17 protein-coding genes are annotated in these 24,623 nt (G+C 73.5%); 11 read left to right on the top strand and 6 right to left on the bottom strand.

Annotation, left to right across the window (positions count from 1 at the left end; translation table 11 throughout):
- Window positions 1–78: 78 nt before the first annotated feature.
- Together ABZ479_RS38515 and rhaI are read right to left on the bottom strand one after the other, a co-directional pair.
- Window positions 79–2,124, bottom strand: coding sequence for a bifunctional aldolase/short-chain dehydrogenase (locus ABZ479_RS38515; RefSeq protein ID WP_500465926.1), 2,046 nt, complete (start codon window positions 2,122–2,124; stop codon window positions 79–81).
- Window positions 2,125–2,174: 50 nt separating this feature from the next.
- Window positions 2,175–3,341, bottom strand: coding sequence for an L-rhamnose isomerase (gene rhaI, locus ABZ479_RS38510; protein WP_500465925.1), 1,167 nt, complete (start codon window positions 3,339–3,341; stop codon window positions 2,175–2,177).
- Between the two features lie 311 nt (window positions 3,342–3,652).
- On the opposite strand from rhaI, the gene ABZ479_RS38505 reads away from it, so the two are divergent.
- The 6 genes from ABZ479_RS38505 to ABZ479_RS38480 all read left to right on the top strand — a co-directional run bounded on the left by ABZ479_RS38505 (window position 3,653) and on the right by ABZ479_RS38480 (window position 10,379).
- Complete coding sequence (locus ABZ479_RS38505) at window positions 3,653–5,173, top strand: sugar ABC transporter ATP-binding protein (RefSeq protein ID WP_500465924.1); 1,521 nt, start codon at window positions 3,653–3,655, stop codon at window positions 5,171–5,173.
- On the top strand, window positions 5,170–6,225 hold the full coding sequence (locus ABZ479_RS38500) for an ABC transporter permease (RefSeq protein ID WP_500465922.1): 1,056 nt from the start codon (window positions 5,170–5,172) through the stop codon (window positions 6,223–6,225). The genes ABZ479_RS38505 and ABZ479_RS38500 overlap by 4 nt, the downstream gene beginning before the upstream one ends.
- Window positions 6,218–7,249 carry an ABC transporter permease gene (locus tag ABZ479_RS38495; protein ID WP_500465921.1) on the top strand — a complete coding sequence of 344 codons (1,032 nt, stop codon included), beginning with the start codon at window positions 6,218–6,220 and terminating at the stop codon, window positions 7,247–7,249. The genes ABZ479_RS38500 and ABZ479_RS38495 overlap by 8 nt, the downstream gene beginning before the upstream one ends.
- Window positions 7,250–7,347: 98 nt before the next feature.
- Window positions 7,348–8,433, top strand: coding sequence for a rhamnose ABC transporter substrate-binding protein (gene rhaS / locus ABZ479_RS38490; protein WP_500465920.1), 1,086 nt, complete (start codon window positions 7,348–7,350; stop codon window positions 8,431–8,433).
- A 10-nt stretch (window positions 8,434–8,443) separates the two neighbouring features.
- Window positions 8,444–9,472, top strand: a complete 1,029-nt coding sequence (locus ABZ479_RS38485) for a LacI family DNA-binding transcriptional regulator (protein ID WP_499601350.1) — start codon at window positions 8,444–8,446, stop codon at window positions 9,470–9,472.
- A 325-nt stretch (window positions 9,473–9,797) separates the two neighbouring features.
- Complete coding sequence (locus tag ABZ479_RS38480) at window positions 9,798–10,379, top strand: GNAT family N-acetyltransferase (RefSeq protein WP_500465919.1); 582 nt, start codon at window positions 9,798–9,800, stop codon at window positions 10,377–10,379.
- Between the two features lie 57 nt (window positions 10,380–10,436).
- On the opposite strand, the gene ABZ479_RS38475 is transcribed toward ABZ479_RS38480, so the two are convergent.
- On the bottom strand, window positions 10,437–11,780 hold the full coding sequence (locus ABZ479_RS38475; RefSeq protein ID WP_500465918.1) for a diacylglycerol/lipid kinase family protein: 1,344 nt from the start codon (window positions 11,778–11,780) through the stop codon (window positions 10,437–10,439).
- A 275-nt stretch (window positions 11,781–12,055) separates the two neighbouring features.
- The gene (locus ABZ479_RS38470) at window positions 12,056–13,249 is read right to left on the bottom strand and encodes a glycoside hydrolase family 3 N-terminal domain-containing protein (RefSeq protein WP_499601347.1); all 1,194 of its coding nucleotides are present in this window, start codon (window positions 13,247–13,249) and stop codon (window positions 12,056–12,058) included.
- Between the two features lie 63 nt (window positions 13,250–13,312).
- Here ABZ479_RS38470 and ABZ479_RS38465 point away from each other — a divergent pair, with 63 nt between their 5' ends.
- The gene (locus tag ABZ479_RS38465; RefSeq protein WP_500465917.1) at window positions 13,313–13,801 is read left to right on the top strand and encodes a TIGR00725 family protein; all 489 of its coding nucleotides are present in this window, start codon (window positions 13,313–13,315) and stop codon (window positions 13,799–13,801) included.
- Between the two features lie 36 nt (window positions 13,802–13,837).
- Here the strand turns inward: ABZ479_RS38465 and ABZ479_RS38460 are convergent, their stop codons facing one another.
- Complete coding sequence (locus tag ABZ479_RS38460; protein ID WP_500465916.1) at window positions 13,838–15,271, bottom strand: aldehyde dehydrogenase; 1,434 nt, start codon at window positions 15,269–15,271, stop codon at window positions 13,838–13,840.
- A 165-nt stretch (window positions 15,272–15,436) separates the two neighbouring features.
- On the opposite strand from ABZ479_RS38460, the gene ABZ479_RS38455 reads away from it, so the two are divergent.
- On the top strand, window positions 15,437–16,360 hold the full coding sequence (locus tag ABZ479_RS38455) for a helix-turn-helix domain-containing protein (RefSeq protein WP_500465915.1): 924 nt from the start codon (window positions 15,437–15,439) through the stop codon (window positions 16,358–16,360).
- A gap of 49 nt (window positions 16,361–16,409) precedes the next feature.
- On the opposite strand, the gene ABZ479_RS38450 is transcribed toward ABZ479_RS38455, so the two are convergent.
- Entirely contained in the window at window positions 16,410–18,053 is a 1,644-nt protein-coding gene (locus ABZ479_RS38450) for a carboxylesterase/lipase family protein (RefSeq protein WP_500465914.1), read from the bottom strand.
- Window positions 18,054–18,306: 253 nt separating this feature from the next.
- On the opposite strand from ABZ479_RS38450, the gene ABZ479_RS38445 reads away from it, so the two are divergent.
- The 3 genes from ABZ479_RS38445 to ABZ479_RS38435 all read left to right on the top strand — a co-directional run bounded on the left by ABZ479_RS38445 (window position 18,307) and on the right by ABZ479_RS38435 (window position 24,581).
- Window positions 18,307–19,254: a MerR family transcriptional regulator gene (locus ABZ479_RS38445; protein WP_500465913.1), complete on the top strand. Its 948-nt coding sequence runs from the start codon at window positions 18,307–18,309 to the stop codon at window positions 19,252–19,254.
- A gap of 283 nt (window positions 19,255–19,537) precedes the next feature.
- Window positions 19,538–23,401: a S8 family peptidase gene (locus tag ABZ479_RS38440; RefSeq protein ID WP_500465911.1), complete on the top strand. Its 3,864-nt coding sequence runs from the start codon at window positions 19,538–19,540 to the stop codon at window positions 23,399–23,401.
- Between the two features lie 178 nt (window positions 23,402–23,579).
- The gene (locus ABZ479_RS38435; protein ID WP_500465910.1) at window positions 23,580–24,581 is read left to right on the top strand and encodes a helix-turn-helix domain-containing protein; all 1,002 of its coding nucleotides are present in this window, start codon (window positions 23,580–23,582) and stop codon (window positions 24,579–24,581) included.
- Window positions 24,582–24,623 lie beyond the last annotated feature (42 nt).

The raw sequence follows: 24,623 nt of genomic DNA, 5'->3' as shown, positions 1-24,623 counted from the left end.
TGCCCTCTCTCCCTTTCGGTGGGGGTGTGGGGGGGGGGGCCGCCGCCGGCCCGGCTCCCCCGCACGGTGCTGTCGGCGTCAGCGCAGGAACGCCGCGGCCACGCCGGCGTCGACCGGGACGTGCAGGCCGGTGGTGTGCGTCAGTTCGCCGCCGGTCAGGGCGAAGACCGCGTTGGCGACGTGCTCGGGGAGCACCTCGCGCTTGAGGATCGTGCGCTGGGCGTAGAACTCGCCGAGCTTCTCCTCCGGCACCCCGTACGTCGCGGCGCGCTGCGCGCCCCAGCCGGAGGAGAAGATGCCCGAGCCGCGGACGACCCCGTCGGGGTTGACGCCGTTGACGCGGATGCCGTGCTCGCCGAGCTCGGCCGCCAGCAGCCGGACCTGGTGCGCCTGGTCGGCCTTGGTGGCGGAGTAGGCGATGTTGTTGGGGCCGGCGAAGACCGCGTTCTTGGAGGCGATGTAGACGATGTCGCCGCCGAGCTTCTGCGCGACGAGCACGCGGGCCGCCTCGCGGGAGACGAGGAAGGAGCCGCGGGCCATGATGTCGTGCTGGAGGTCCCAGTCGCGGGCGGTGGTCTCCAGCAGCGGCTTGGAGATGGAGATGCCCGCGTTGTTGACCACCAGGTCCACCCCGCCGAAGGCCAGCAGGGCCTCGTCGAAGCCGGCCCGGATGGCCTCCTCGCTCGTCACGTCGACGGTGATCGCGACCGCCCGGTCGGGACCGCCGAGTTCCTCCGCGACGGTCCGCGCGCCGTCGGTGTTGACGTCGGCGACCACCACGCAGGCGCCCTCCGCCGCGAGGCGGTGCGCGATGGCCCGGCCGATGCCCGAACCCGCCCCGGTCACCAGGGCGATGCGGGTCGCCAGCGGCTTGGGCTTCGGCATGCGCTGGAGCTTGGCCTCCTCCAGCGCCCAGTACTCGATGCGGAACTTCTCCGCCTCGTCGATGGGCGCGTAGGTGGAGACGGCCTCGGCGCCGCGCATCACGTTGATCGCGTTGACGTAGAACTCGCCCGCCACGCGCGCGGTCTGCTTGTCCTTGCCGTAGCTGAACATGCCGACGCCCGGGACGAGGACGATCGCCGGGTCCGCGCCGCGGATGGCGGGGGAGTCCTCGGTGGCGTGCCGGTCGTAGTACGCCTGGTAGTCGGCGCGGTAGCCGGCGTGCAGCTCCTCGAGGCGGGCCACGGCCTCCTCGAGCGGCGCCGTCGGGGGCAGGTCGAGGACGAGCGGGCGGACCTTGGTGCGCAGGAAGTGGTCCGGGCAGGAGGTGCCGAGCGCGGCCAGCCGGGGGTGCTCGGCGTGCGCGAGGAAGTCCAGCACGGGTGCGGAGTCGGTGAAGTGGCCGACCTGCGGGCGGTCCTGGGAGGCGATCGCCCGCAGGACGGGGGCGAGGGCCGCGGCCCGGGCCCGGCGCTCGGCCTCCGGCAGCGGCTCCCAGCCGGGCAGCGCGGCGCCGAACGGGTCCTGCCTGCCGTGCTGCTCCAGGAACTCCTCGGCGGTGCGGATGATCCACAGGGCGTTGCGCTCGCACTCCTCGGAGGTGTCGCCCCAGGCGGTGATGCCGTGACCGCCGAGGACCACGCCGACGGCCTGCGGGTTGGCCTCCTTGATGGCGGCGATGTCCAGGCCGAGCTGGAAGCCGGGACGCCGCCACGGCACCCAGGCGACCTTGTCGCCGAAGCACTCCTGGGTGAGCTTCTCGCCGTCCGCGGCGCAGGCCAGCGCGATGCCCGAGTCGGGGTGCAGGTGGTCGACGTGGGCCGCGTCGACGAGGCCGTGCATGGCCGTGTCGATGGACGGGGCGGCGCCGCCCTTGCCGTGCAGGCAGTAGTCGAACGCCGCGACCATCTCGTCCTCGCGCTCGGGGCCCGGGTAGACGGCGGTCAGGGCGCGCAGCCGGTCCAGGCGCAGCACGGCGAGGCCGGCCTCGGTGAGCGTGCCCAGGTCGCCGCCCGAGCCCTTGACCCACATCAGGTCCACGGCGCCGCCGGTGACGGGATCGGTGGCGGTGGCCTTGGCGGAGGCGTTGCCCCCGGCGTAGTTGGTGTTGCGCGGGTCGGCGCCCAGGCGGTGGGCGCGCTCCAGCAGCGCGGCGACTTCCGGATGGGTGGCGGGTGCCATGGGGTGTCCTTCGGGAGGGGAGGAACGAGGAGGTGCGGGGGCGGCGTGGCCTACGCGCCCCAGCCGGCCTGGGTGCCGCCGACGCGGTCGGCGACGATGTGCTCCTGCCAGCCGGAGGCGTGGTACGCGGCGACGGGGTCGGGGGCCAGCCCGCGCTCCTCGCGCACCTCGCGCAGCAGGGGGCGCACGTCGGTGTTGTACGCGTCCATCAGGACGGCGTTGGCGGCGAGGACGTCACCGGAGCGCTGCGCCTCGCCGAGGGCGTCGAGGTCCACCAGGAGTGCCTTGGCGGTGGCCTCCTGGACGTTCATCACGGAGCGGATGACGGCGGGGATCTTGGCCTCGATGTTGTGGCACTGGTCGAGCATGAAGGCCACGTTGGTCTCGGTCTCGAAGCCGCGGTTCTTGGCGACCTCGTGCAGGATCCGGAAGAGCTGGAAGGGGTCCGCGGCGCCGACCATCAGGTCGTCGTCGGCGTAGAAGCGGGAGTTGAAGTCGAACCCGCCGAGCTTCCCCTGGCTCAGCAGGAAGGCGACGATGAACTCGATGTTGGTGCCCGGCGCGTGGTGGCCGGTGTCGACGACGACCTGCGCCTTGGGGCCGAGCTTGAGGCAGTGGGCGTAGGCGGTGCCCCAGTCCGGGACGTCGGTGGTGTAGAACGCCGGCTCGAAGAGCTTGTACTCCAGCAGCATCCGCTGGTCGTCGCCGAGACGCTCGTAGACCTCGGCCAGGGCCTCGGCGAGACGCTCCTGACGGCCCACGATGTCGTCCTGGCCGGGGTAGTTGGTGCCGTCGGAGAACCAGAGCTTGAGGTCGCTCGAACCGGTGGCGTCCATGATGTCGACGCACTCCAGCAGGTGGTCCGTGGCCTTGCGGCGGACCCGCGGGTCGGGGTGGCAGACGCTGCCGAGCTTGTAGTCGTCGTCCTGGAAGACGTTGGAGTTGATCGCGCCGAGCTCCAGGCCGCGCTCCTTGGCGTGGGCGCCGAGCGCGGTGTAGTCCTCGACCCGGTCCCACGGGATGTGCAGGGCCACCTTGGGGGCGACGCCGGTGAACTCGTGCACCTTGGCCGCGTCGTCGAGCTTCTCGTACGGGTCACGGGGCACCCCGGCCTGGGCGAAGACCTTGAAACGGGTGCCGGAATTGCCGTAACCCCAGGACGGCGTCTCGATCCGCTGGGCTGTGAGTGCGGCCTTGACGGCTGCGATGTCAGGCATGTCCACCTCGGATGGCTCGGTGAATCGGCTCAGTGAACCGGCTCCAGTGAATCGATTCATTCGGCTGTGAAGCTATCCACGTCCACCGGTGGCCGTCAAGGGGTCTGCCGGTCCCGATCCCCGTTATTGAATCGTGTCATCCGTACCAGGAAGGCGCGTTGTCGCTGTTCGTGCGGTGTTGCCGGTGCTGTTACCTGCGGGTTTCGCGAGGGTGCAGGTCAGGAGGGGGAGGCGACAGCTCTTGACGCGTTCGCGGGGCGGGGCTAGCTTCCCGGCAACTCCGTTGAAACATTTCATAGCAGGAGGGCGCAATGACGCACCCCGAACCGGAGACCACTCCGGTGCTCGCGCTCGAGGGGGTGAGCAAGTCCTTCGGTGCCGTTCGCGCTCTGCGCGATGTGTCGCTCCGGCTCCACGCCGGCGAGGCCCACGCCCTGGCGGGTGAGAACGGCGCCGGCAAGTCGACACTGATCAAGACCCTCGCGGGTGTGCACCGCCCGGATACCGGCACGGTGCTGCTCGACGGCCGGCCCGTGGAGTTCCACGGCCCGGGGGAGGCCCGCGACGCGGGGGTCGCCGTCATCTACCAGGAGCCCACGCTCTTCCCCGACTTGTCGGTGGCCGAGAACATCTTCGTCGGCCGCCAGCCGCGCCGTTCGCTCGGCAGGGTCGACCACAAGGCCGTGCGCGAGGCCGCGGCCGAGCTCTTCCGCCGCCTCGGCGTCGACCTCGACCCGGAACAGCCCGCCCGCGGACTGTCCATCGCCGACCAGCAGTTGGTGGAGATCGCCAAGGCGCTCTCCTTCGACGCCCGCGTCCTGATCATGGACGAGCCGACCGCCGCGCTCACCGGCAGCGAGGTCGCCCGGCTCTTCGGCGTCGTCAGGTCCCTGCGCGAGCAGGGCGCCGCGGTGCTCTTCATCTCCCACCGCCTCGAGGAGATCTTCGCCCTCTGCCAGCGGGTCACCACCCTGCGGGACGGCGCGTGGATCGCCAGCGAGCCCCTCGACGGGCTCACCGAGGACGACCTGGTGCGCCGCATGGTCGGCCGCGACCTGGACGAGCTCTACCCCAAGCAGGACGCCGAGATCGGCGAAGTCGCCCTCAGCGTGCGCCGGCTGACCCGCGAGGGCGTCTTCACCGACGTCTCCTTCGAGGTGCGCCGCGGTGAGATCGTGGGCCTGGCGGGCCTGGTCGGCGCCGGGCGCAGCGAGGTCGCCCGGGCGGTCTTCGGCGTGGACCGCCGGGACGCCGGCGAGGTCGTCGTCGGCGGCAAGCCGCTGCGCGGCGGCGCGCCCAGCCTGGCCATGGCCGCGGGGATCGCGCTGGTCCCCGAGGACCGCCGGGCCCAGGGCCTGGTGATGGAGATGTCCATCGAGCGCAACATCGGCCTGACCGGCTTCTCCGCCACCACCAAGGGCGGACTGATGAACCGCGGCGCCGAGCGCAGCCGCGCCCTGGACTGGGCCGTCCGGCTCCAGGTGAAGTACGCCCGGCTGGCCGACGTCGTCGGCACCCTGTCGGGCGGCAACCAGCAGAAGGTCGTCCTCGCCAAGTGGCTCGCCACCGCGCCCGAGGTGCTGATCGTCGACGAGCCCACCCGCGGCATCGACGTCGGCACCAAGGCCGAGGTGCACCGGCTGCTGTCGCGGCTCGCGTCCGAGGGCGTGGCCGTACTGATGATCTCCTCCGACCTGCCGGAGATCCTCGGCATGGCGGACCGCGTCCTGGTGATGCACGAGGGACGACTGACGGCCGAGATCCCCCGGTCGGAGGCGACCGAGGAATCCGTGATGGCGGCGGCGACCGGCCGCGTGAGGAGGGCGGCGTGACCGTGACCGCCGACACCCCGCAGCAGATCGCCGCGGACGAACCGACCGCGCCCCGCCGCTTCCTGGACCGGGTGCTGAAACTGCGGGCGCTCGCCGTGCTCGCCGTGCTCGTGGTCATGCTGGCCGCGACCCAGATCTACAACAGCGAGTTCCTCTCCCAGCAGGGCGTCAAGGACCTCCTGCTGAACGCGACCATCCTCGTGCTCGTCGCCGTCGGCCAGGCCATGGTCGTCATCACCCGCAACGTCGACCTGTCGGTCGGCTCGGTGCTCGGCATCTCGGCCTTCGCCTCCGGCACCTACCTGCACGGCGGCGGCAACCCGCTCGTCGCCGTGCTCATCGCGGTCGCCCTCGGCGTGCTCTTCGGCCTGCTGAACGGCCTGCTGGTGAGCCTGGGTCAGGTCCCGGCGCTGGTGGTGACCCTGGGCACGCTCTACATCATCCGCGGCATCGACTCCATCTGGGTCGGCTCCCGGCAGATCACCGCGGGCGACCTGCCGGCGAGCTTCGTCGACTTCGGCCACGACGGCCTGTCGGTGATCCCCTACCTCGCGCTGCTGACGCTGCTCGTGCTGGTCGTGGCCGGCTACTACCTGCGCAGCTACCGCGGCGGACGCGACCTGTACGCGCTGGGCTCCAGCCCGGAGGCCGCCCGGCTGGCCGGCGTGCCGGTCCGCAAGCGGATCCTGACCGCGTACGTGGTGTGCGGGGCGCTCGCCGGTCTCGCCGGCGCGCTGTACCTCGCCCGCTTCGGCAACGTCGACTCCGGCACCGGCAACGGCTACGAACTGACCGTCGTCAGCGCCGTGGTGGTCGGCGGCGTCGCCTTCACCGGCGGCTCCGGCACCGTCTACGGCGCCGCGCTCGGCGCCCTGCTGCTGACCTCGATCAACAGCGTCCTGCCCTCCATCGGCGTCAGCTCGGTGTGGGTGCTGGCCATCGACGGCGTCCTGCTCCTGCTCGCCATCGCCGTCGACCGGATCGTGGCGCTGCGGGTGGCCGCCGTCCTCCGCAAGCGGGCCGCACAGATGAGGAGTGCCCACCATGCCTGAGACCACCCGGGCCCCCGCCCCGCTCGCCCGCCTCGGCGGCGCGGTGCGCTGGGACACCGCGGTCGGCGCCCTGCTCGTCGTCCTGCTGATCTGCTCCTTCTCCTTCGTGGACAACTTCGGCAACGCCCTGAACGTGTCCTTCCTGATCGGCAACACCCTGCCGATCGCGCTCATCGCGCTGCCCATGACCATGCTCGTGGTCTCCGGCGAGATCGACCTGTCCGTCGGCTCCACCGCCGGACTGTCCGGCGCCGTCATGGGCGCGCTGTGGAACGGCGGCATGGCGATCGAGACGATCATCCCGCTCTGCCTGCTCCTCGGCGCCCTGTGCGGCCTGGTCAACGGCCTGCTCGTGACCCGGCTCGGCCTGCCCTCGCTCGCCGTCACCATCGGCACGCTGGCCGCCTACCGCGGCATCGCGCAGATCGTGCTCGGTGCCGACTCCGTCACCGACTTCCCGCAGCCGTACCTCGACTTCGGCGCCGGCCGGATCGACGGCACCTTCATCCCGTACGCGGCGATCCCCTTCGCCGTGCTGCTGCTGATCGCCGTCCTGGTGCTGCACGCGACCCCCGTCGGACGCTCCCTGTTCGCGGTCGGCGCCTCGGAGGAGGCGGCCCGGTTCGCGGGAGTGCGGGTGCGGCGGCTGAAGCTGGCCATGTTCGTGACGACCGGTCTGGTCTCCTCCCTCACCGGGATCTTCTGGGCGCTGCACTACGCCAGCGCCCGCTACGACAACGCCACCGGCCTGGAGCTGTCCGTCATCGCGGGCGTCCTGCTCGGCGGCATCGACTTCGACGGCGGCAAGGGCACCCTGGGCGGCGCGATCGCCGGTGTGTTCCTGCTCGGCGCCGGCCAGAACGTCATGAGCCTGCTCAACGTCTCGGCCCAGTCCCAGATCGTCGTCACCGGCGTGCTCCTGGTCATCTCCGTCCTCGCCCCGAGGATCGGCCGCCAGGTCGCGCAGGCCAGGGCGCGCAGGAGGTCGGCCGACAAGGCCCCGGCCGCGCTCGCCGCCTCGTGAACCCCCACCTCCCCCCGCACACGTCCCACGGCACCACCGCCCCCCGCACCCCCTCCCGTCCCCACTCCGGCGCGCGCTCCGGCAGCGAAAGGATCACCATGTCCAGAACCCTCACCCGTCGTGCCACCGTCGTCGTCGCCGTGACCGCGGCCGTCGCGCTCGGCGCCACGGCCTGCGGCGGCACCACGAAGAACTCCTCCAAGGACAGCGGTGGCGGCGGCGCCAAGGCGACCGCGTCGGCCGACCCCAACGCGGCGACCAAGAAGGGCCTGACCGTCGCCTTCCTGCCCAAGCAGGTCAACAACCCGTACTTCACCATCGCCGACGGCGGCGGCAAGCAGGCCCTGGACGCGCTGGGCTCCTCCTACAAGGAGGTCGGCACCAGCAGCGGCACCGACACCGCCGGCCAGGTGAGCTACGTCAACACCCTGACCCAGCAGCAGGTCGACGCGATCGCCGTCTCCGCGCAGGACCCGGGCGCGCTGTGCACCTCGCTCAACCAGGCCCGCAAGAACGGCATCAAGGTCGTCACCTACGACTCGGACACCAAGCCCGAGTGCCGCGACCTGTTCGTCTCCCAGGCCAGCTCCGAGGACCTCGGCCGCACCGAGGTGCAGCTGCTCGCCGAGCAGATCGGCTACAAGGGCGAGATCGCGATCCTCTCGGCGGCCCAGACCGCCACGAACCAGAACACCTGGATCGACTTCATGAAGGACGAGCTCAAGGACCCCAAGTACAAGGACGTCAAGCTGGTCAAGGTCGCCTACGGCAACGACGACGCCCAGCAGTCCTTCCAGCAGACCCAGGGCCTGCTGCAGCAGTACCCCAACCTGAAGGGCATCATCTCCCCGACCACGGTCGGCATCAAGGCGGCGGCCCAGTACCTGGCGGGCTCCAAGTACAAGGGCAAGGTCAAGCTGACCGGCCTCGGCACGCCCAACGACATGCGCGCCTACGTCAAGAACGGCACCGTCGACGCCTTCGAGCTGTGGGACCCGGCCAAGCTCGGCGCGCTCGCCTCGTACGCCGCCGTCGCCCTGGCCTCCGGCCAGATCTCCGGCACGGAGGGCCAGAGCTTCAAGGCCGGTGACATGGGCAGCTACACCATCGGCAAGGACGGCGTCGTGGTGCTCGGCAAGCCGACCGTGTTCACCAAGGACAACATCGACCAGTTCAAGTTCTGAGAGTCCGGGCGTGGCGGAGAAGGGCCGCACGGTGGGGATCAAGGACGTCGCCCGTGAGGCGGGCGTGTCCGTGGGCACGGTCTCCAATGTGATCAACAGGCCGGACGCGGTCCCCGAGGCGACCCGGGTCCGTGTGCAGCGCGCCATCGCCCGGCTGGGGTACGTACGCAGCGAGTCCGCCCGGCAGTTGCGGGCGGGCCGCAGCAGGATCATGGCCCTGCTCGTGCTCGACATGGGCAACCCGTTCTTCGTCGACGTGGCACGCGGCGCGGAACGGGCCGCCCGGCAGGCGGGGCTCGGCGTGATGGTCTGCAACAGCGCCGAGAACCCGCAGGAGGAGGCCGCGTACCTGTCGCTCTTCGCGGAGCAGCGGGTACGGGGGGTGCTGGTGACGCCGGCCGACGCCGACGGCGGCAACCTCGCCGCGTTCCGGCGGCACCGCATCCCCTTCGTCCTCGTCGACCGGGTCGCGGCGGGCACCTCCGAGTGCTCGGTGTCGGTGGACGACGTGGCCGGCGGCCGCATGGCCGTCGGCCATCTGGCGGCCGCCGGGCACCGCCGGATCGCGTACGTCTCCGGCCCCGGGCACCTGCACCAGGTCCGGGACCGGCGTGAGGGCGCGTTCGCCGCCCTGGCGGAGGCCGGGCTGCCGCCGGAAACCCTGCGCGAACTGCCCACGGAGCGGCTGGACGTGGCCGCGGGACGGGACGCCGGCCACCGGCTGCTCGGCCTCCCGGAGCGGCCGACCGCCGTGTTCTGCGCCAACGACCTGCTCGCCCTCGGGGTGCTGCAGGCGCTGTACGCGGCGGGGGTGGACGTCCCCGGCGAGATGGCCATCGTCGGTTACGACGACATCGAGTTCGCGGCCGCGGCGGCCGTGCCGCTCACCTCGGTGCGGCAGCCCGCCGCGAACATGGGCGCGCTGGCCGCCGGGATGCTCCTGGAGGAGACCGGGCCGCAGGCCCGGGAGCACCGGCACCGTCGGGTGGTGCTCCAGCCGGAGCTGGTGGTGCGCGACTCCAGCCTGATCCGTCGTTGACGCCGTGCCGGCCGGGCGTCCGGCGACGGCGCGGGTGTGCGCGGTGCGGCGGCGGGCCGGGGTCATCGGGCCGACCGGGTCGCAGGCCCGGGAGTACCGGCGTCGTCGGGTCGTGCCCCGGCCGGAATTGGTGGTGCGTGACTCCAGCCTGATCCGTCGCTGACGCTGCCCCGGCCGGGCCCGGCCGGGGCGCCGCCGTTCGGGCGTCCGCTGATGGCGGGGCTGACGCGGTCCGGCGGCCGCCTGAGTGCGTTGAGCCGTTCGGGCGTCGCCCACTGCGAAAAGCGCTGGACACGCGCCGGGGTGCCGCGCGAGCATCCGCGCTGTGACGGATGAACCCGCCCACAGGTCCCCGGCCCCGACCGGTCAGAGGTCGGTGGGACTCGTCGATCTCCCGGGCACGGCCATGACCGCCCTGCTGGACGACGACCTCGCCCGGGCCAGTGCTGCGGCCGGGGTCGCGCTCACGGACTACTTCCTCACCGACCGGGCGAAGTGGGTCTGGCGGTACCGGCTCGATCAGCTGGCCTCGGACCCGGGCAGCGCGGGGTGGCTCACCCGGGCCGTGGTGGCCGAGCCCGAAGGCGTCGTCGTGGGGTACGCCGGGTTCCACGGGCCGCCCGACGGCGCGGGCATGGTGGAGATCGGCTATTCGGTGGCCCCCGGCCACCGACGTCAGGGGTACGCCCGGGCGACGCTGACGGAGTTGATGCGTCGCGCCGCCGCCGAAGCCGCGGTCAGGACCGTGCGGGTGACGATCAGCCCCGGGAACACCGCGTCCCTCGCCACGATTTCCGGGTTCGGTTTCGTCGAGGTCGGGGAGCAGTGGGACGAGGTGGACGGCCTCGAACTCGTCCTCGAGGTCCCCGCCGCCCGGATCGGGCGCCGGGACCAGCCGCCGGGCTGACCGGTCGCCGGCCCCGTCGACCGTGGTCCCGCCGCGCACGCGTGGGCCGGGGGCGGATCAGGACGTGGGACGCCCGGCTGCCGTACGGCCCATGGTCAGGGCGAGTTTGCGCAGCCGGCGCCAGTCCGTGCGGACGCCGGTGGCCGGTACCCCGGGCCGGTCGCGGGGTACCCGGACGCGCAGCGCCCCGGGACGGATGCGGCAGTGCACGGGGGTGGGCAGGACGAGTGCCTCGCCGTCCACGCCCGCGTCGATCTCGGCGGCGTCGGCCGTGGTCACCACCTCCCGCGCCGTCGTCACCGTGAGCCCGGAGGCGACCCGGGGTCCCATCAGCAGCCCGGCGGCCTGCGCGGCGTTGTCGACCTTGACGCCGAGCACGCCCAGCAGACCGGTGTCGAGACGGTCCCGGCGGCCGAGCCCGGCCGGGTCGTCGGTCCGGTACGGGTTGTTGCTCACCAGCACCGCCTGCGGCTCCTCGAAGACGGTGTCCCCGGCCGTCGCCGTCAGCCGGGGTCCGGCGCGGTGGGTGAGCAGGTCGGGCAGGAGCTCCAGGATGGTGCCGACCTTGTCGTCCCGGTACGCGGGACTCTGCACGACCGCCGCGTACGCCCCGAAGGACACGTTGTTGACGAAGGGTCTGTCGCCGACGTAGCCGAGGTCGACCCGCAGCTCCACGCCGTCCCGGAGCGCGTCCAGGCAGGCCGCGGGATCGGCGCGGTCCAGCCCCAGGTCCATGGCGAAGTGGTTGCGGGTGCCCGCGCAGATCACCAGGAAGGGCAGGCCCCGTTCGGCGGCCACCCCGGCGACCAGTGCCTGCGTGCCGTCGCCGCCGGCCACCCCGAGCAGGTCGGCTCCCTCGTCCGCGGCCCGCCGGGCGAGCTCGGCGACGTCCTGCGGACGGTCGGGGTCGAGGAGCACGACCCGCGCGCCGAGCGCCTCCGCCTTCTCCTTGAGTCCGAAGGCGCCGACCTTGCCGCCGCCGGACCGCGGGTTCATGATCAGGAACGGCCGCCGCGGCCGGCCCGCGATCCGCTCCCGCAGCCGCGCCTCGTGGGCCCGGGTGGCCCGCACGGCGGTGCGCCCGGCGACGACGGCCAGCGCCCACAGGCCGAGCGAGGTGACCACGACCCAGAGCAGGTTGGCCCGGTCGTAGTAGGCGAGGACGGCCAGCGGGGTCACCACGGTCAGCGCCACGGCCAGCGCCCGCACCACACCGCGGCGGGTCAGCACCCACCACGCCCCCGCGGCGGTCACCGCGGTGCCGCCCAGCGCGGTCGCCACCAGCGCGATGCTGCGCAGCCCCGCGACCACCAGCGGCAGCGCAACGGCCGCCCCCGCCGCGGTCAGCGCCAGGCGGGCGAGCCAGCGCTGTGCGACGTGCCTCCGGGAGAGGTGCTCCATGCCTCCGACAGTGCCACCGCACGGCCCCGGCCCGCCATCCCTGCCGTGCCCCCGGGTGGCGGCCCCGGCCCTCGGGCCCCGGTGCCACGTTCGTCCGGACGTCCCGCAGGGGACCCCGTACGCCGTCACCGACACCCCTAAGGTCCGGGGAGTCCCCGCGGACCTCGGTGAACACCACGACGGCGTTCGTGCGCGTACACGCCGACGGTGCGTTCGAGCTGTGCGACACGTACGACCGGTTCGAGGACACCGTGGTCTCCGCCCGCGCGGCGGCGTCAGCCGGTGCAGCGCAGCACCCCGGCCGCCTCCTTGGCGGTCAGCACACGCCGCACGCTGTTCGCGACCAGCGTCCGCACCTTCGGTTCGTGGCGCATGGCGTAGCGGATGCCCTCGGCCATCGTGGGGATGCCCTTGGGGGAGACGGTGAGGGTGAGGTCGCCGCCGGCGCGCAGGAAGGACAGGGCGCGCTGGCCGAGCGCCACGGACTGGGCGGAGGCCGCCTTGCCGAGGTCGTCGGAGATGATGACGCCCTTGAAGCCCAGGTCGCGACGGAGGGTCTGATCCACGATCAGCGACGAGAACACGGCCTTGTGCTTCGGGTCGATGCGCTGGTACGTCGCCAGCGACACCATCACCAGCCCCGCGCCCGCGGAGATGCCCGCGCGGAAGGGGGCGATGTTGCTGCCCGTCCGGGTCAGCGTCGTGTCCGTCACCGAGGCGGTCGTGTCCGTGTTGCCCTTGACGCTGCCGAGGCCGGGGAAGTGCTTGGGCGTGGTCAGCACCCCGGCCGCCTTCGAGCCCTGGACGTACGCCGTGACGTGCGGGGACACCACCCCGGAGGTCGAGCCGAACTGGCGGCCGTAGCGGCCGATGGGGGCGTTCGCGGTGCCGATCGAGGTGGGGACGATGTCGGCGACGGGCGCCAGGTTGACGTTGACGCCCGCCTTCTTCAGCTCCTTCGCCCAGCCCTCCGCCCGCGAGCGCAGCGTGGCCGTGGAGTACGTGCCCTGGGTCTTCCCGCTGGGGATCGTGGAGAAGCCCGTGCCCTTGAGGACCTGCACCTGGCCGCCCTCCTGGTCCGTGGAGACCAGCAGGCCGACCCGCTGCCCGGCCGCGGTCTGCCCCAGGGACTTCTGCAGCCCGTCCACGAGCGTCCGGGTCTTCGTCACCCCTGACGTGCTGCGGCCGGCGAGGAACACCGACCCGACGGCGTAGGAGCGCATCGCGTCCACGTCGGCCTTGGGCGGCGTGGGCAGCTGGGCCGCGCCCATGAAGAGCTGGCCGACGCGCTGCGTGTCGTTCATCGCCGCCAGGACGCGGTCCGCACAGGACGCCTTGGGGACCGCCGCGCGGCCCGTGGCGACCATGGACTCCGGGGCGGACGGCGTGCCCTGGCAGGCGGCGAGGGTCAGCGTCGAGACCAGCAGGGCGAGGGACACGCGTCGGGGCGTGAGCACGTACGAGGTCACCCCTGCAGCGAATATCCTCGGCGTCGTCCCTGTCAATCGGAGCCGGAGCCCGCGGGAGGGGCCGTGACGAGCCGTTATGTCGCCGTGGTGGGTCCCGCCGAGGCCACCGGGCGGGAGCGCGACCTCGCCCGCGCGGTCGGTGAACTCCTGGCCCGGCGCGGGGCCGTCGTCGTCTGCGGCGGGCTCGGCGGGGTGATGGGAGCCGCTTCCGAGGGAGCCCGCGCACAGGGCGGTACCTCCGTCGGACTCCTCCCGGGCCGGGACCGCCGGGCGGGTGACCCGTCCCTCTCCGTGACGATCGCCACCGGCCTCGGCGAACTCCGCAACGGCCTCGTCGTCGCCGCCTCCGATGCCGTGGTGGCGGTCGGCGGCAGCTGGGGAACGCTGAGCGAGGTGGCGCTCGCCCTGCGGGCCGGCAAGCCCGTCGTCGTGGTCGGCGGCTGGGACGTGCGGGGACCCGGGCCCGGGGAGACGTTCCTGCGCGCCGACTCCGCCGAGGAGGCCGTCGAGGCCGTGGAAGCGGCGCTGGCGGAGTCCTCCCCCGGCGGCTGAGCAAGGCGCCCGGCCGCCGGGGAGGACACGCGCGGGTCAGATCGCGATGGCCTTCAGCTCGGTGTAGTGGGCCAGCCCCGCGGCGCCGAACTCGCGGCCGATCCCGCTCGCCTTGAACCCGCCGAACGGGGCCGCCATGTCGGGCGCCGCTCCGTTGACGTGGAAGGTGCCGGTGCGGACCCGCCGGGCGATCTCCAGACCGTGCTCCCGGTCCGCCGTCCACACCCCGCCGCCCAGGCCGTACGGGGAGTCGTTGGCGATGCGGACGGCCTCGTCCTCGTCGTCGAAGGGGATCACGACCAGCACCGGCCCGAAGATCTCCTCGCGGGCGATCCGCATCGCGTTGTCGACGTCGGCGAAGACCGTGGGACGCACGTAGTGCCCGCCCTCCAGGCCCTCCGGGACGCCGGGACCGCCCGTCACCAGCCGCGCGCCCTCCCGTACGCCGAGCTCGATGTAGGAGCGGACCCGCTCGGCCTGGTCGGCGCGGACCATCGGGCCGAGGAAGGTGCCCGGGTCCGCCGGGTCGCCCACCGTGAGGTCGTCGGCGAGCGCCGCCACCGCCGCGACGACCTCCTCGTAGCGGCCGCGCGGGGCCAGGATGCGGGTCTGCGCGACGCACGCCTCGGCGTTGTTGCCGAAGGAGCTGTACCTCAGGCCCGCCACGACCTCGTCCAGGTCGGCGTCCTCCAGGACGATCGCCGCGGACTTGCCGCCCAGCTCCAGGGTGACGCGCTTGAAGGTCTCCGCCGCGGCGCCCGCGATGGCGCGGCCCGCGGCGGTGGACCCGGTGAAGGCGATCTTGTCGACGCCCGGGTGGCCGACGAGGTGGGCGCCGGCCTCGCGGCCGCCGGGCAGGATGCTGACCACCCCGTCGGGGAAGCCCGCCTCGGCGAAGAGCTCCCCGAGCAGCAGACCGTCCAGCGCGGTCTCGGGGGACGGCTTGAGCACCACCGTGCACCCGGCCAGCAGTGCCGGGACCAGCTTGGCCAGTGCCGACTGGTGCGGGGCGTTCCACGGGATCACCGCCGCCACCACGCCCACCGGCTCGCGGCGCACCACGGTCTGCCCGCCGCCGGCGGCCGGACGGCGCTCCTCCCAGGCGAGCTCGCCCGCGGCCCGCAGATAGCCCTGGGTCTGCACGGACACGGCCGGCTGCAGCATCGAGGTGAACCAGTGGGGGGAGCCGTTCTCGGCGGTGATCAGCGCGGCGATCTCGGCGGCCCGGGCCAGGTGCAGCTCGTCGAAGCGGGCCACGACCCGCATCCGCTCCTCGGGGCTCATGCGGGGCCACGGGCCCTCGTCGAAGGCGGCGCGGGCGGCGGCCACGGCGCGGTCGACGTCCGCCGCGCCGGCCTGGGCGGCGCGGCCCACCAGCGAGCCGTCGTGGGGGGAACGGACCTCGATCAGGTCCGGTGCGGCGGGGGCGGTCCAGTGGCCGCCGATGAAGAGCCGGTCATACGTGATCATCAGGAATCCTCGGGTCGTTCACGGAGGGGGTCGGCGCCGGCACGGCGGGTACCGGCCGGCGTCCGCTCCACGCTCCGCCCGGCGCCACAGGGCCGGCCAGGGACGGAGTGTCCCTGGGACTGCCCGTACCAGGCACGCGTCCCGTCCGGTGCCGAGAATGGGGGCATGCCTTCCGCAGACCGCCCGCACCGCCCCGACAACGCGCTCGGGGACTTCCTGCGCGCCCGGCGGGGCGCGGTCGACCTCGAACGCCTCGGCCTGCCGGACGACGGCCGCCACCGCCGCGTCCCCGGGCTGCGCCGCGAGGAACTCGCCGAGCGTGCCCACGTCAGCGTCGACTACGTGGTGCGCCTGGAGCAGGGCCGCACCCGCCGGGTGTCCCAAGGCGTCCTGGAAGCGCTCGCCGACGCCCTGGAACTGGCCCCGGACGAGCGGGCCTACCTCTTCGCCATCGCCGACGTCACCCAGCCGAAGGCGTCCCGCCCGGCCCCGGCGCAACGGGTGCTGCCGCAGATCCAGCAACTGCTGGACGGCATGCGCGACGTCCCGGCGCTGGTGCTGGGCCGCCGGCAGGACGTCCTGGCGTGGAACGCCCCCGCCGCGGCCCTCCTGACCGACTTCGGCGCCCTGCCGCCCGAGCACCGCAACGTCATCCGGCTGACCTTCCTCGACCCCGGTTACCGCGCGCTGTACGGGGACGACTGGGCGGGCATCGCCCGGGAGTGCGTGGCCTCCCTGCGCATGGAGGCGGGCCGTTACCCCGAGGACCCGGCGCTCGCCGCCCTCGTGGGCGAACTCAGCGTCAAGGACGCCGACTTCCGCGCCTGGTGGGGCAGCCACCGGGTACGCGGGGCCCGGCCCCGCAGCAAGACCTACCAGCACCCCCTGGTCGGGCCCCTCACCCTGGACGTCCAGCAGCTCACCGTCGAGGGCCAGACCGGCCAGTCCCTGATCACCTACACCGCCCGCCCCGGCACCCCCTCGGGGGACGCCCTGCGCTTCCTCCTGCAGTGGTCGGCGTCCGGCGCGCCCGACGCGGACGCGGTGCGGGCCCGCGCGGCGCGCGACGCGGAGCGGCGGGACCGCTGACGGGGCCGGCGCTCGCGCCGCCCCGTCCCGGCCCCGCACGCGGGCGCGCTCACCGCGGCAGGCGGTCCCAGAACGAGCAGTGGTGCGCGGACGCCGCGTCGACGGGACGGATCCCGCCCGGCCCGGGAGCCAGCGACTGCACCGACGGCGCGCCAGACGACGCGGGGCGCAGGACGGGCCAGACCGGGGCGCCGGGAGAGTTCGGGTCGCCGGTGCGCGCGAAGTGCGTCCAGTAGTCGACCATGCGGTCCGACAGGGCGCGCTGCTCATCGGTCAGCGGCCTTTCGGTGGGGAAGGGCGGGAACAGGAAGGGCATTTCGAAGCCGTGCGCCGCCCCGTAGGGGAAGCCCGGGTTCGCCGGCAGACCGCTGAGGACGGGGGCGTCCGGATCGCTGAACTGGTAGCCGTGGAGCGGGACGCCGGGGGCATGGGCGGCGACCGCCCGGCCGGCTGCGAGCGTGGTGCACGTCAGGGACCGGTCGGTCAGCACCGCCGCCCAGGCCAGTGCGGGCGTGGGGTGGTGCGCCGCCGGATACCGCGCTTCGACAGCCGCGGCCGAGGGCCCGAAGGCCTCGACGAGCCGGGCGCGGTAGTCGTACTCGGTGAGGACGGGGAACGCGGCGAGCGACAGACCGACGAACATCCGCATCTCGTCGTGGTTGGTGCCCAGGAGGACCGGCATGCGGTGGAAGCGCCCCGACGCCAGCGCCCGGTCCGGAGCCACCGGGAGCAGCCCGTTGCCGAAGGCGGGCCGGTTGAAGGACTGCATCAACGGGGCCGTGGCGAGGCGCTCCGTGCCCTGCCCGCGCAGGCAGGCCAGTACCGCGTCTGCGTCGTCCGCCGTGCAGCCGAGTTGCCGGGCGGCCTCCACGCCTGCCGTCTGGACCTCGCGCTGCGGGGCGAACGGCTCGTACGCCGGTGTGCCGGGTCCGAGAGCGCCGCGCGGGAAGGACATGAAGCACGAACCGCTCTGGAGCAGCGCCCGCTGGAAGAGCCCGGCGGCCGTCGGCGAGGTGAGGTGCGCGCAGATGCCGAGCGCGCCCGCGGACTCGCCGAACAGCGTGACGTTGCCCGGGTCGCCGCCGAAGCGCGCCGCGTTCGCCCGCACCCAGCGCAGGGCGGCCTGCTGGTCCGCCAGCCCGAACGGCGGGGCGGAGCCGAGCCCGGGGTGACCGAAGTAACCGAAGATCCCCAGGCGGTAGTTGACCGTGACGACGACCGTGTCCCCGCGGACCGCCAGCCGCCCGGTGTCGTAGTCACCGCCGGAACCGCCGAGGAACGCACCGCCGTGCAGCCACACCAGCACGGGTCGCTTCTTGCGGGCCGGCTCGGGCTTCGTCGCCGGCGTCGTGACGTTGAGGTAGAGGCAGTCCTCCGACCCGACGACGGCGCTCGCCCCCGGTGCCGGCATCTGCACACAGCGCTGAGCCGCCGTCGTCGCGTCCCGGACACCACGCCAGGCGGCGGCCGGCGCCGGGGCGCGCCAGCGCAGCGGTCCGGTCGGCGGCGCGGCGTAGGGAAGGCCCTCGAAGGTGGTGTACGAGCCGTGGGACACGCCGCGCACGAGGCCGTGGTCGGTCCGTACGACGGTGCCGTCCCGCCCCGCGGAGTGCGGGCCACCGGACGGTGCGCCGGTCGCGGGCGCGGCGGTCGCCGTGAGCAGCGCCACCGCGCAGAGCAGGGCGAAGAGCACCGCACGGAGCCTGTCTCTTCGGCACGGACGGGGAGCGGTGATGATCGGGGACATGCGTGACCACCGTTCTTGGTCGCAGGGGTACGGACAGGATCGGCCGGGATCGGCCGGGATCGGACGCGGCCGCTCGGGTGCCCGGGGTCGTACGTCGCCGGCCGGGCCGGAACGGGGCCTGAGCGGCGGGGAAGGGCGGACCGGGGCGGCCGGTGATCAGTACGCTAGGACCTCCCCCGCGCTGGAGGTTCAAGGCACCGTGACGCAGGACACATGGAGCATCGGTGAACTCGCCGCGGGAACGGGGGTGCCGGTCAAGACCCTCCGTTACTACTCCGACAGCGGGCTGCTGCCCGTCGCCGCCCGCAGCGGCGGGGGCCACCGGCGCTACGGCCCCGAGGCGTGGGAGCGGATACGCCTCATCAGACGCCTACGGGCGCTGGACACCCCGATCGCGACCATCACGCAGGTGGTCACCGGTGAGCGGTCCCTGGACGAACTGGTGGCGACCGAACTCGAAGCGGTGCAGGAGCGGTTGGCCGAACTGCGGTGGCGTCAGGCCACGCTCGAGTCGCTGGACGACTGCCCCGGCGAGGAACGGCTCCGGCGGCTGGGGATCCTCGCCCGCGTGCAGCAGCTCCCGCAGGCACGCCGCACGCTCACCGACCACTGGTACCGCGAGCTCTCCGGGTCCCTGCCCAAGCGCCGGCTCGACATCATGATCGCCATGCTGGCCCCCGACCCGCCGCAGGACCCCGGACCCACGACGGTCCTGGCCTACGCCGAGCTCCATCTGCTCATCTCCACGCCCAGTTTCACCCGCTGGACCCAGGACCACGACGAGGAGATGAGGGACGCCCCGGCCTTCTACGGGGAGATCGAAGAGGTCGCCGGCCTGACGGCCGCCGCCGTGGCCCAGGGGCTGCCGCCCGGCAGCGGGGACGCGGTGAACGCCTTCGTCTCCGCCCACGCGCGGGCCCGGCGGGAGTCGGACACCCCCGCCTTCCGCGCGTACCTGCACGCCCTGGTGTCGAGGTCGTCCGGCTTCGACCCCCGCCTGGAACGCTACTGGGGCCTGGTCGGCACGGTCACCGGCGGGCGCGTGCTGAACATGACGGTGGCCCACCGATGGCTGACCGCCGGACTGGCGATGTCGCTGACCGGCGGTGGACCCCCGCTGCCGGCTCCGGCCGGCCCGACCCCGTGAACGCCGGGACCCGGCAGGGGAGGCCGGCACCGGACGGCGGCCTTCGCGTGCCGTAGGGCACGGGTTCCTCCGGGGCCGAGGGCTGTGCTCCGTGGGGCGTTTCGTACCGTCCCGGGCGGGTTCGCCGCGACCTGGCGGGGGTCGTCGCAGGTTGCCCGAACCGCCGTGTCGCCGTTGGGACATGTCACAGCTGTGACAGCTGATACCCGGTGACACCTCCCCGGCATCGGCAGATTCTGTCGGACAGCGCGTGACCCGGAGCTGTACGAAAGGTGTTTGGGTGATGGCAAGGTTCCGCCTCGCGGCGGCGATATCGACAGTGCTGGTGGTGACGCTCGGGGGCACCACGGCCGCCTCCGCGGGTACCGCCCCGGACGGGCCGGCGCGATCCGCCGACCGTGCCGGGACGTCCTCGGCCACCGTCCGGCTGGTGACCGGCGACCGGGTGACGGTGACGTCGGTGCCCGGTGGGCGGCACACCGCCTCGGTCCAGCCGGGACCCGGCCGCGAACACATACCCTTCCGCACGATGGAGACCGACGGCGGGTCACTGACCGTCCTGCCGTTCGACGCCGAGGCACTGGTGTCCGCGGGCACCCTGGACCGCCGGCTGTTCGACGTGACGGCGCTGGTCGCCGCCGGGCTCGACGAGGCGCACTCCGCCACGCTGCCGCTGATCGTCTCCTCGCGGCCCGAGCCGGTGCGGGACGGCGCGCGCGTCGCCGCGCAGGCGGCGAGGACCGCCGAGGCGACCGCCGACCGGCTGGTGGCGCTCCGCGCGGACCAGACCTCCTCGCGCACCCTGGAGAGCATCGGGGCCCGCTCCTTCCGCGTCGACGGCGACGAACTCGGCGCCTTCTGGAAGACGCTGAACCCCGGCGGGACCTCGGACGCCGCCCGGGTCGCGGTGACCCCGCGGGTCTCGCTGGACGGCAAGGTCAAGGCGGTGCTGGACCGCAGCACCGCGCAGATCAACGCGCCCACCGCCTGGAAGGCCGGCTACGAGGGCCAGGGTGTGAAGGTCGCGGTGCTGGACACCGGTGTCGACGCGAACCACCCCGATCTCGCGGGGCGCATCGCGGAGGCCAGGAACTTCTCCGACAGCGTGAACACCGACGACCACTTCGGGCACGGTACGCACGTCGCCTCCATCGTCGGCGGCAGCGGCGCGGCGTCGGCGGGGACCCGGCGCGGTGTGGCGCCGAAGGCGGACCTGCTGGTCGGCAAGGTGCTCGGTGACGACGGCTCCGGGTCGGAGTCCCAGGTCATCGACGGTATGGAGTGGGCGGCGGGCGAGCACGCCAAGGTCGTCAACATGAGCCTCGGCGCGGACATCCAGACCGATGGCACCGACCCGATGAGCCAGGCCGTCAACACCCTGACCGCGTCGACGGACACGCTGTTCGTCATCGCCGCGGGCAACGCCGGCCCGGGGCCGTCCACCGTGGGATCGCCGGGCGCGGCCGACGCGGCGCTGACCGTCGGCGCCGTCGACCGGGACGACTCCCTCGCCTCCTTCTCCAGCCGCGGCCCGCGCTACGGCGACGGCGCAGTCAAGCCCGACGTGACCGCCCCGGGTGTGGGCATCGTGGCCGCCCGTGCCGCGGGCACCACCATGGGCGACCCGGTCGACGCGAACTACGTCGCCGCCTCGGGCACGTCGATGGCGACCCCGCACGTCGCGGGCGCCGCGGCGCTGCTGGCCCAGCAGCACCCGGGCTGGGGCGCGCAGCAGATCAAGGACGCGCTGATCAGCACCTCGCGCACGGTACCCGGCACCAAGGTGACCGAGCAGGGCGGCGGCCGGATCGACCTGGCCACCGCCACCGGCACGATCACCGCGACCGGCACGGTCGTGCTGCCCCCGGTCCAGAACGGCGGAACGGGGGGACGGCAGCAGGCGGCCACCGTGCGCTACACCAACACCGGTGACAAGAAGGTCGATCTGAAGCTGGCCGTCAAGCTCTCCACCGGAACCGGGCGCGCGCTGCCCGACGGGGTCGTCACCCTCGGCTCCGGCACCGTGAGCGTCGCGCCCGGTGCCACCGCCGACGTCCCGCTGAGCACCGACGCGGCCCACGCCGCGCGCGGGAAGTACTACGGCTACGTCACCGCCGCGGCGGCCGACGGCACCGTCGTCGCCCACACCACCGTCAGCCTCAACGTGCACGCTCCCAAGCACAAGCTGACCGTGGTCGCCCGCGACGCCGACGGCAAGGTCATCGAGGGCGCCGCGCCCACGATCTGGGGCGCCGACGGGTTCGTGCAGTACAGCGGCGTCGAGCCCGCCGTCGCCGAGGTCGAGGAGGGCACCTACCAGCTCAGCTTCGGCACGCTGGACAGGGCCGCCGACGGCCAGGAGCTCCGCGAGGTGGTCAACCCGGAGGTGAAGGTCACCAAGGACACCACGGTGACGCTCGACGCCTCCAAGGTCACCGAGGTGAAGATCCGCACCCCCCGGCCCGCCGAGCAGCGCGGCATCATCAGCTACCAGACGTACCGGAAGATCGACGGCAACGGCCTGATCCAGGGCGTGATGTTCTTCGACATCGCCAAGCGGATCTACGTCAGCCCCACCGCGCGCGTCACCGACGGCGACTTCGAGTTCGCCTCGCGCTGGCAGCTGGTGGCCCCGCAACTGCGGGCGAAGGTCTCCGGCACGTCGCCGGCCTTCACCCCGTACTACGTGCCCGCGTCCCCGGCCTTCGACGACAAGGGCGCCGAGCTGACCGCCGTCGACGCCGGCACCGGCACCGCGGCCGACCTGAAGAAGGCCGGCGTGCGCGGCAAACTGGCGGTCGTCCGCTGGAACTTCACCGACGACCGGGAGCTCGCCAAGGCGGCCGGGGCGGCCGGGGCCAAGGCGCTGATGCTGGTCGTGGAGGAGGGCTTCTACCCCTGGACGCGGTGGAGCCCGACCGGTGACCGGATGGCCGTGCCCACCATGCGTGCGGGCACGGCGGAGGGCACCGCGCTCCTCAAGAGCATCAAGAAGCGCACCACCACGGTGGAGTTCTCCGGCACGGTGCGCAGCCCGTACCTGTACGACGTGATGCAGGTGTCCAAGGGCTTCGTCCCGAAGAACCTGGTGCACACCGTCTCCGAGCGCGAGAGCGCGGTGGTCCGCAGCACCTACACCCGTACCGGCGCCTCGCAGTGGGCGAGTGAGCAGCGCTTCGGGTGGCGTCCGTACCAGGACACCGCCTGGAACCAGTACAGCCGCGAGGTGCCGACGGGCCAGGAGCGCGTGGAGTACGTGAGCGGCGGGGACACCCTGTGGCGCCACACCGTGCACCACAACGTCGTCTTCGGCACGGACACCCCGCTCGGGGCAGGCATGCAGGACCTGCCGCGGACCTACCGGCCCGGTCAGAAGGCCACGGAGCGCTGGTTCGGGGCCGTGGTCCGGCCGTCGATCCCGCGCGGTGCGGCCTGGCCGTCGGTGCGCACGGGCGACACCCTGTCCGTCTTCGTCCCGGAGTTCAACGACTCCGGCACCGGCCACTACTCGTTCTACGAGCGGAACGGCTTCGGTGGCGGCATCGGAACCGGAGCGGCCCGCGCCGGCGACGGACTGCCGGTGGACGACACCGCCACCGCGGCGCTCTACCGCGACGGGAAGCAGATCGCCGCGTCCGACACGGGCGCCTGGGGCAACTTCGAGGTGCCCGCGGGCGACGCCGCGTACCGGCTGGACCTGACCACCGCCCGCACCTCGGACGACTGGCGGTTCGCCACCGGCACCCGCACCTCGTGGACCTTCCGCTCGGGCACCGCGGCGCAGCCGACGGCGCTGCCCCTGCTGCAGGTCGACTACGCCGTGCCGGTCGACGCCCGCAACGCGGTGGGCCCCGCCCGCCGTCACACCCTGGGCCTGGACGTGCGCATGCAGGACGGCACGGCCGCGCCGCGCGGGGTGACCGTGCGGGTGGAGACGTCCTACGACGACGGGCGGACCTGGACCCGGGCCGCCACGGCCCGCAAGGGTGGCGGCTTCACCGCCACCGTGGAGCGTCCGTCGCGGGTGCGCGGCGACGCCTATGTGACGCTGCGCGTGACCGCGACCGACGCGGCCGGCAACAGCGTCCGGCAGACGGTGGACCGTGCGTATCTGCACAGCGGCGCACGGGACTCCGGAGGACGGTGACGGTGGGGCGTCACCGTTGACACAGCGGCGGGTGCAGGGGAGTGTGGGCCCCGGCACCCGCCGCACCATTGGCGCGAAACATTCCCCGGGTATAGTCCGGCCGTTAACGATATGTGCGGCTTGTACGCCACCTGTGCGTACGTCGTGCGGACCCGTCCCGGACCCGGAGGAACGCGGCATGCTCGAGGTGGCTGGCCTCACCGCGGTCGAGGAGACCGTCTACCGGCTTCTGGTCGCCACCGTCACCGCGTCGGCGGACGAGGTCGCCGCACAGACGGGCCTGCCACCCGGGCAGACGGAGGGCGTCCTCGCCTCCCTCGCCACCAAGGGGCTGGCCAGCCCCACCGACGGCCTCCCCCGGCAGTACGCCGCCACCCCGCCGGACGTGGCCCTGCTGCCGCGGCTGCAGCGCCAGGCCGACTCCCTCGACAAGGCCCGCACCGCGGTCACCGACCTGCTGGACAGCTACCGCAGCACCGTGCGCCGCCAGGACGCCGGCCAGCTCATCGAGGTCATCACCGGCGCCGAGGCGCTGCGCCAGCACCTGCGGCAGATGCAGGAGAACGCGCGCCACGAGATGCTCTGGTTCTGCAAGGCGCAGTACGTCGCCATGCCCTCGGGGAGCAACCGCGCCGAGTACGAGGCCCTCGCCCGCGGCGTGCGCTACCGCGTCCTGTACGAGCGGGCGTTCTTCGACGACGACGGGGCCATCGACAACGTCGTCGAGGGCGTCCAGGCCGGGGAGATGGCCCGCTCCGTGCCCCACCTGCCGCTGCGCCTCGCGGTCGCCGACCGCACCATAGCCATCTGCCCCCTGGTCCCGGGCGGCCCGCAGGGCAGCCCCAACGAACCGACCGCGGCGCTGCTGCGCGACAGCAGCCTCCTGGAGGCGCTGACCGCGCTGTTCGAGCGCTACTGGGAGGACGCGGTGCCGCTGCACGTCAGCGCGTCCGGCGCGGTGAGCGGTGCCGACGGCGCCGACGACTCCGACCCGCTGAGCGAGACCGACCGCCGGCTGCTGTCGCTGCTCGTCGCGGGTGTCGCCGACAAGGCCATCGCCAGCCAGATGGGCCTGAGCCGGCGCACCGTCCAGCGCCACATCCAGCACATGATGACGCTCGCCGGCGCTGCGACCCGCATGCAGCTCGCCTGGCAGGCGGCCCGCCGCGGCTGGCTCTGAACCGGGTGCGGCAGGGCCCGCGGGCGTAGGGTGAGAGGTGGC

It is taken from the genome of Streptomyces sp. NPDC005722 (assembly GCF_040630935.1).
Lineage (GTDB): Bacteria > Actinomycetota > Actinomycetes > Streptomycetales > Streptomycetaceae > Actinacidiphila.
The sequence above is the reverse complement of the archived record's forward strand: the minus strand, read 5'-3'. Positions and strand labels throughout refer to the sequence as shown.

Excerpts from the sequence above, each read along its gene's own strand:
- ABZ479_RS38515 (WP_500465926.1), bottom strand. The coding sequence starts at position 2,124 with ATGGCACCCGCCACCCATCCGGAAGTCGCCGCGCTGCTGGAGCGCGCC.
- ABZ479_RS38460 (WP_500465916.1), bottom strand. The coding sequence starts at position 15,271 with ATGATCACGTATGACCGGCTCTTCATCGGCGGCCACTGGACCGCCCCC.
- ABZ479_RS38435 (WP_500465910.1), top strand. The coding sequence starts at position 23,580 with ATGCTCGAGGTGGCTGGCCTCACCGCGGTCGAGGAGACCGTCTACCGG.
- ABZ479_RS38495 (WP_500465921.1), top strand. The coding sequence starts at position 6,218 with ATGCCTGAGACCACCCGGGCCCCCGCCCCGCTCGCCCGCCTCGGCGGC.
- ABZ479_RS38505 (WP_500465924.1), top strand. The coding sequence starts at position 3,653 with ATGACGCACCCCGAACCGGAGACCACTCCGGTGCTCGCGCTCGAGGGG.
- rhaI (WP_500465925.1), bottom strand. The coding sequence starts at position 3,341 with ATGCCTGACATCGCAGCCGTCAAGGCCGCACTCACAGCCCAGCGGATC.
- rhaS (WP_500465920.1), top strand. The coding sequence starts at position 7,348 with ATGTCCAGAACCCTCACCCGTCGTGCCACCGTCGTCGTCGCCGTGACC.
- ABZ479_RS38440 (WP_500465911.1), top strand. The coding sequence starts at position 19,538 with ATGGCAAGGTTCCGCCTCGCGGCGGCGATATCGACAGTGCTGGTGGTG.
- ABZ479_RS38455 (WP_500465915.1), top strand. The coding sequence starts at position 15,437 with ATGCCTTCCGCAGACCGCCCGCACCGCCCCGACAACGCGCTCGGGGAC.
- ABZ479_RS38475 (WP_500465918.1), bottom strand. The coding sequence starts at position 11,780 with ATGGAGCACCTCTCCCGGAGGCACGTCGCACAGCGCTGGCTCGCCCGC.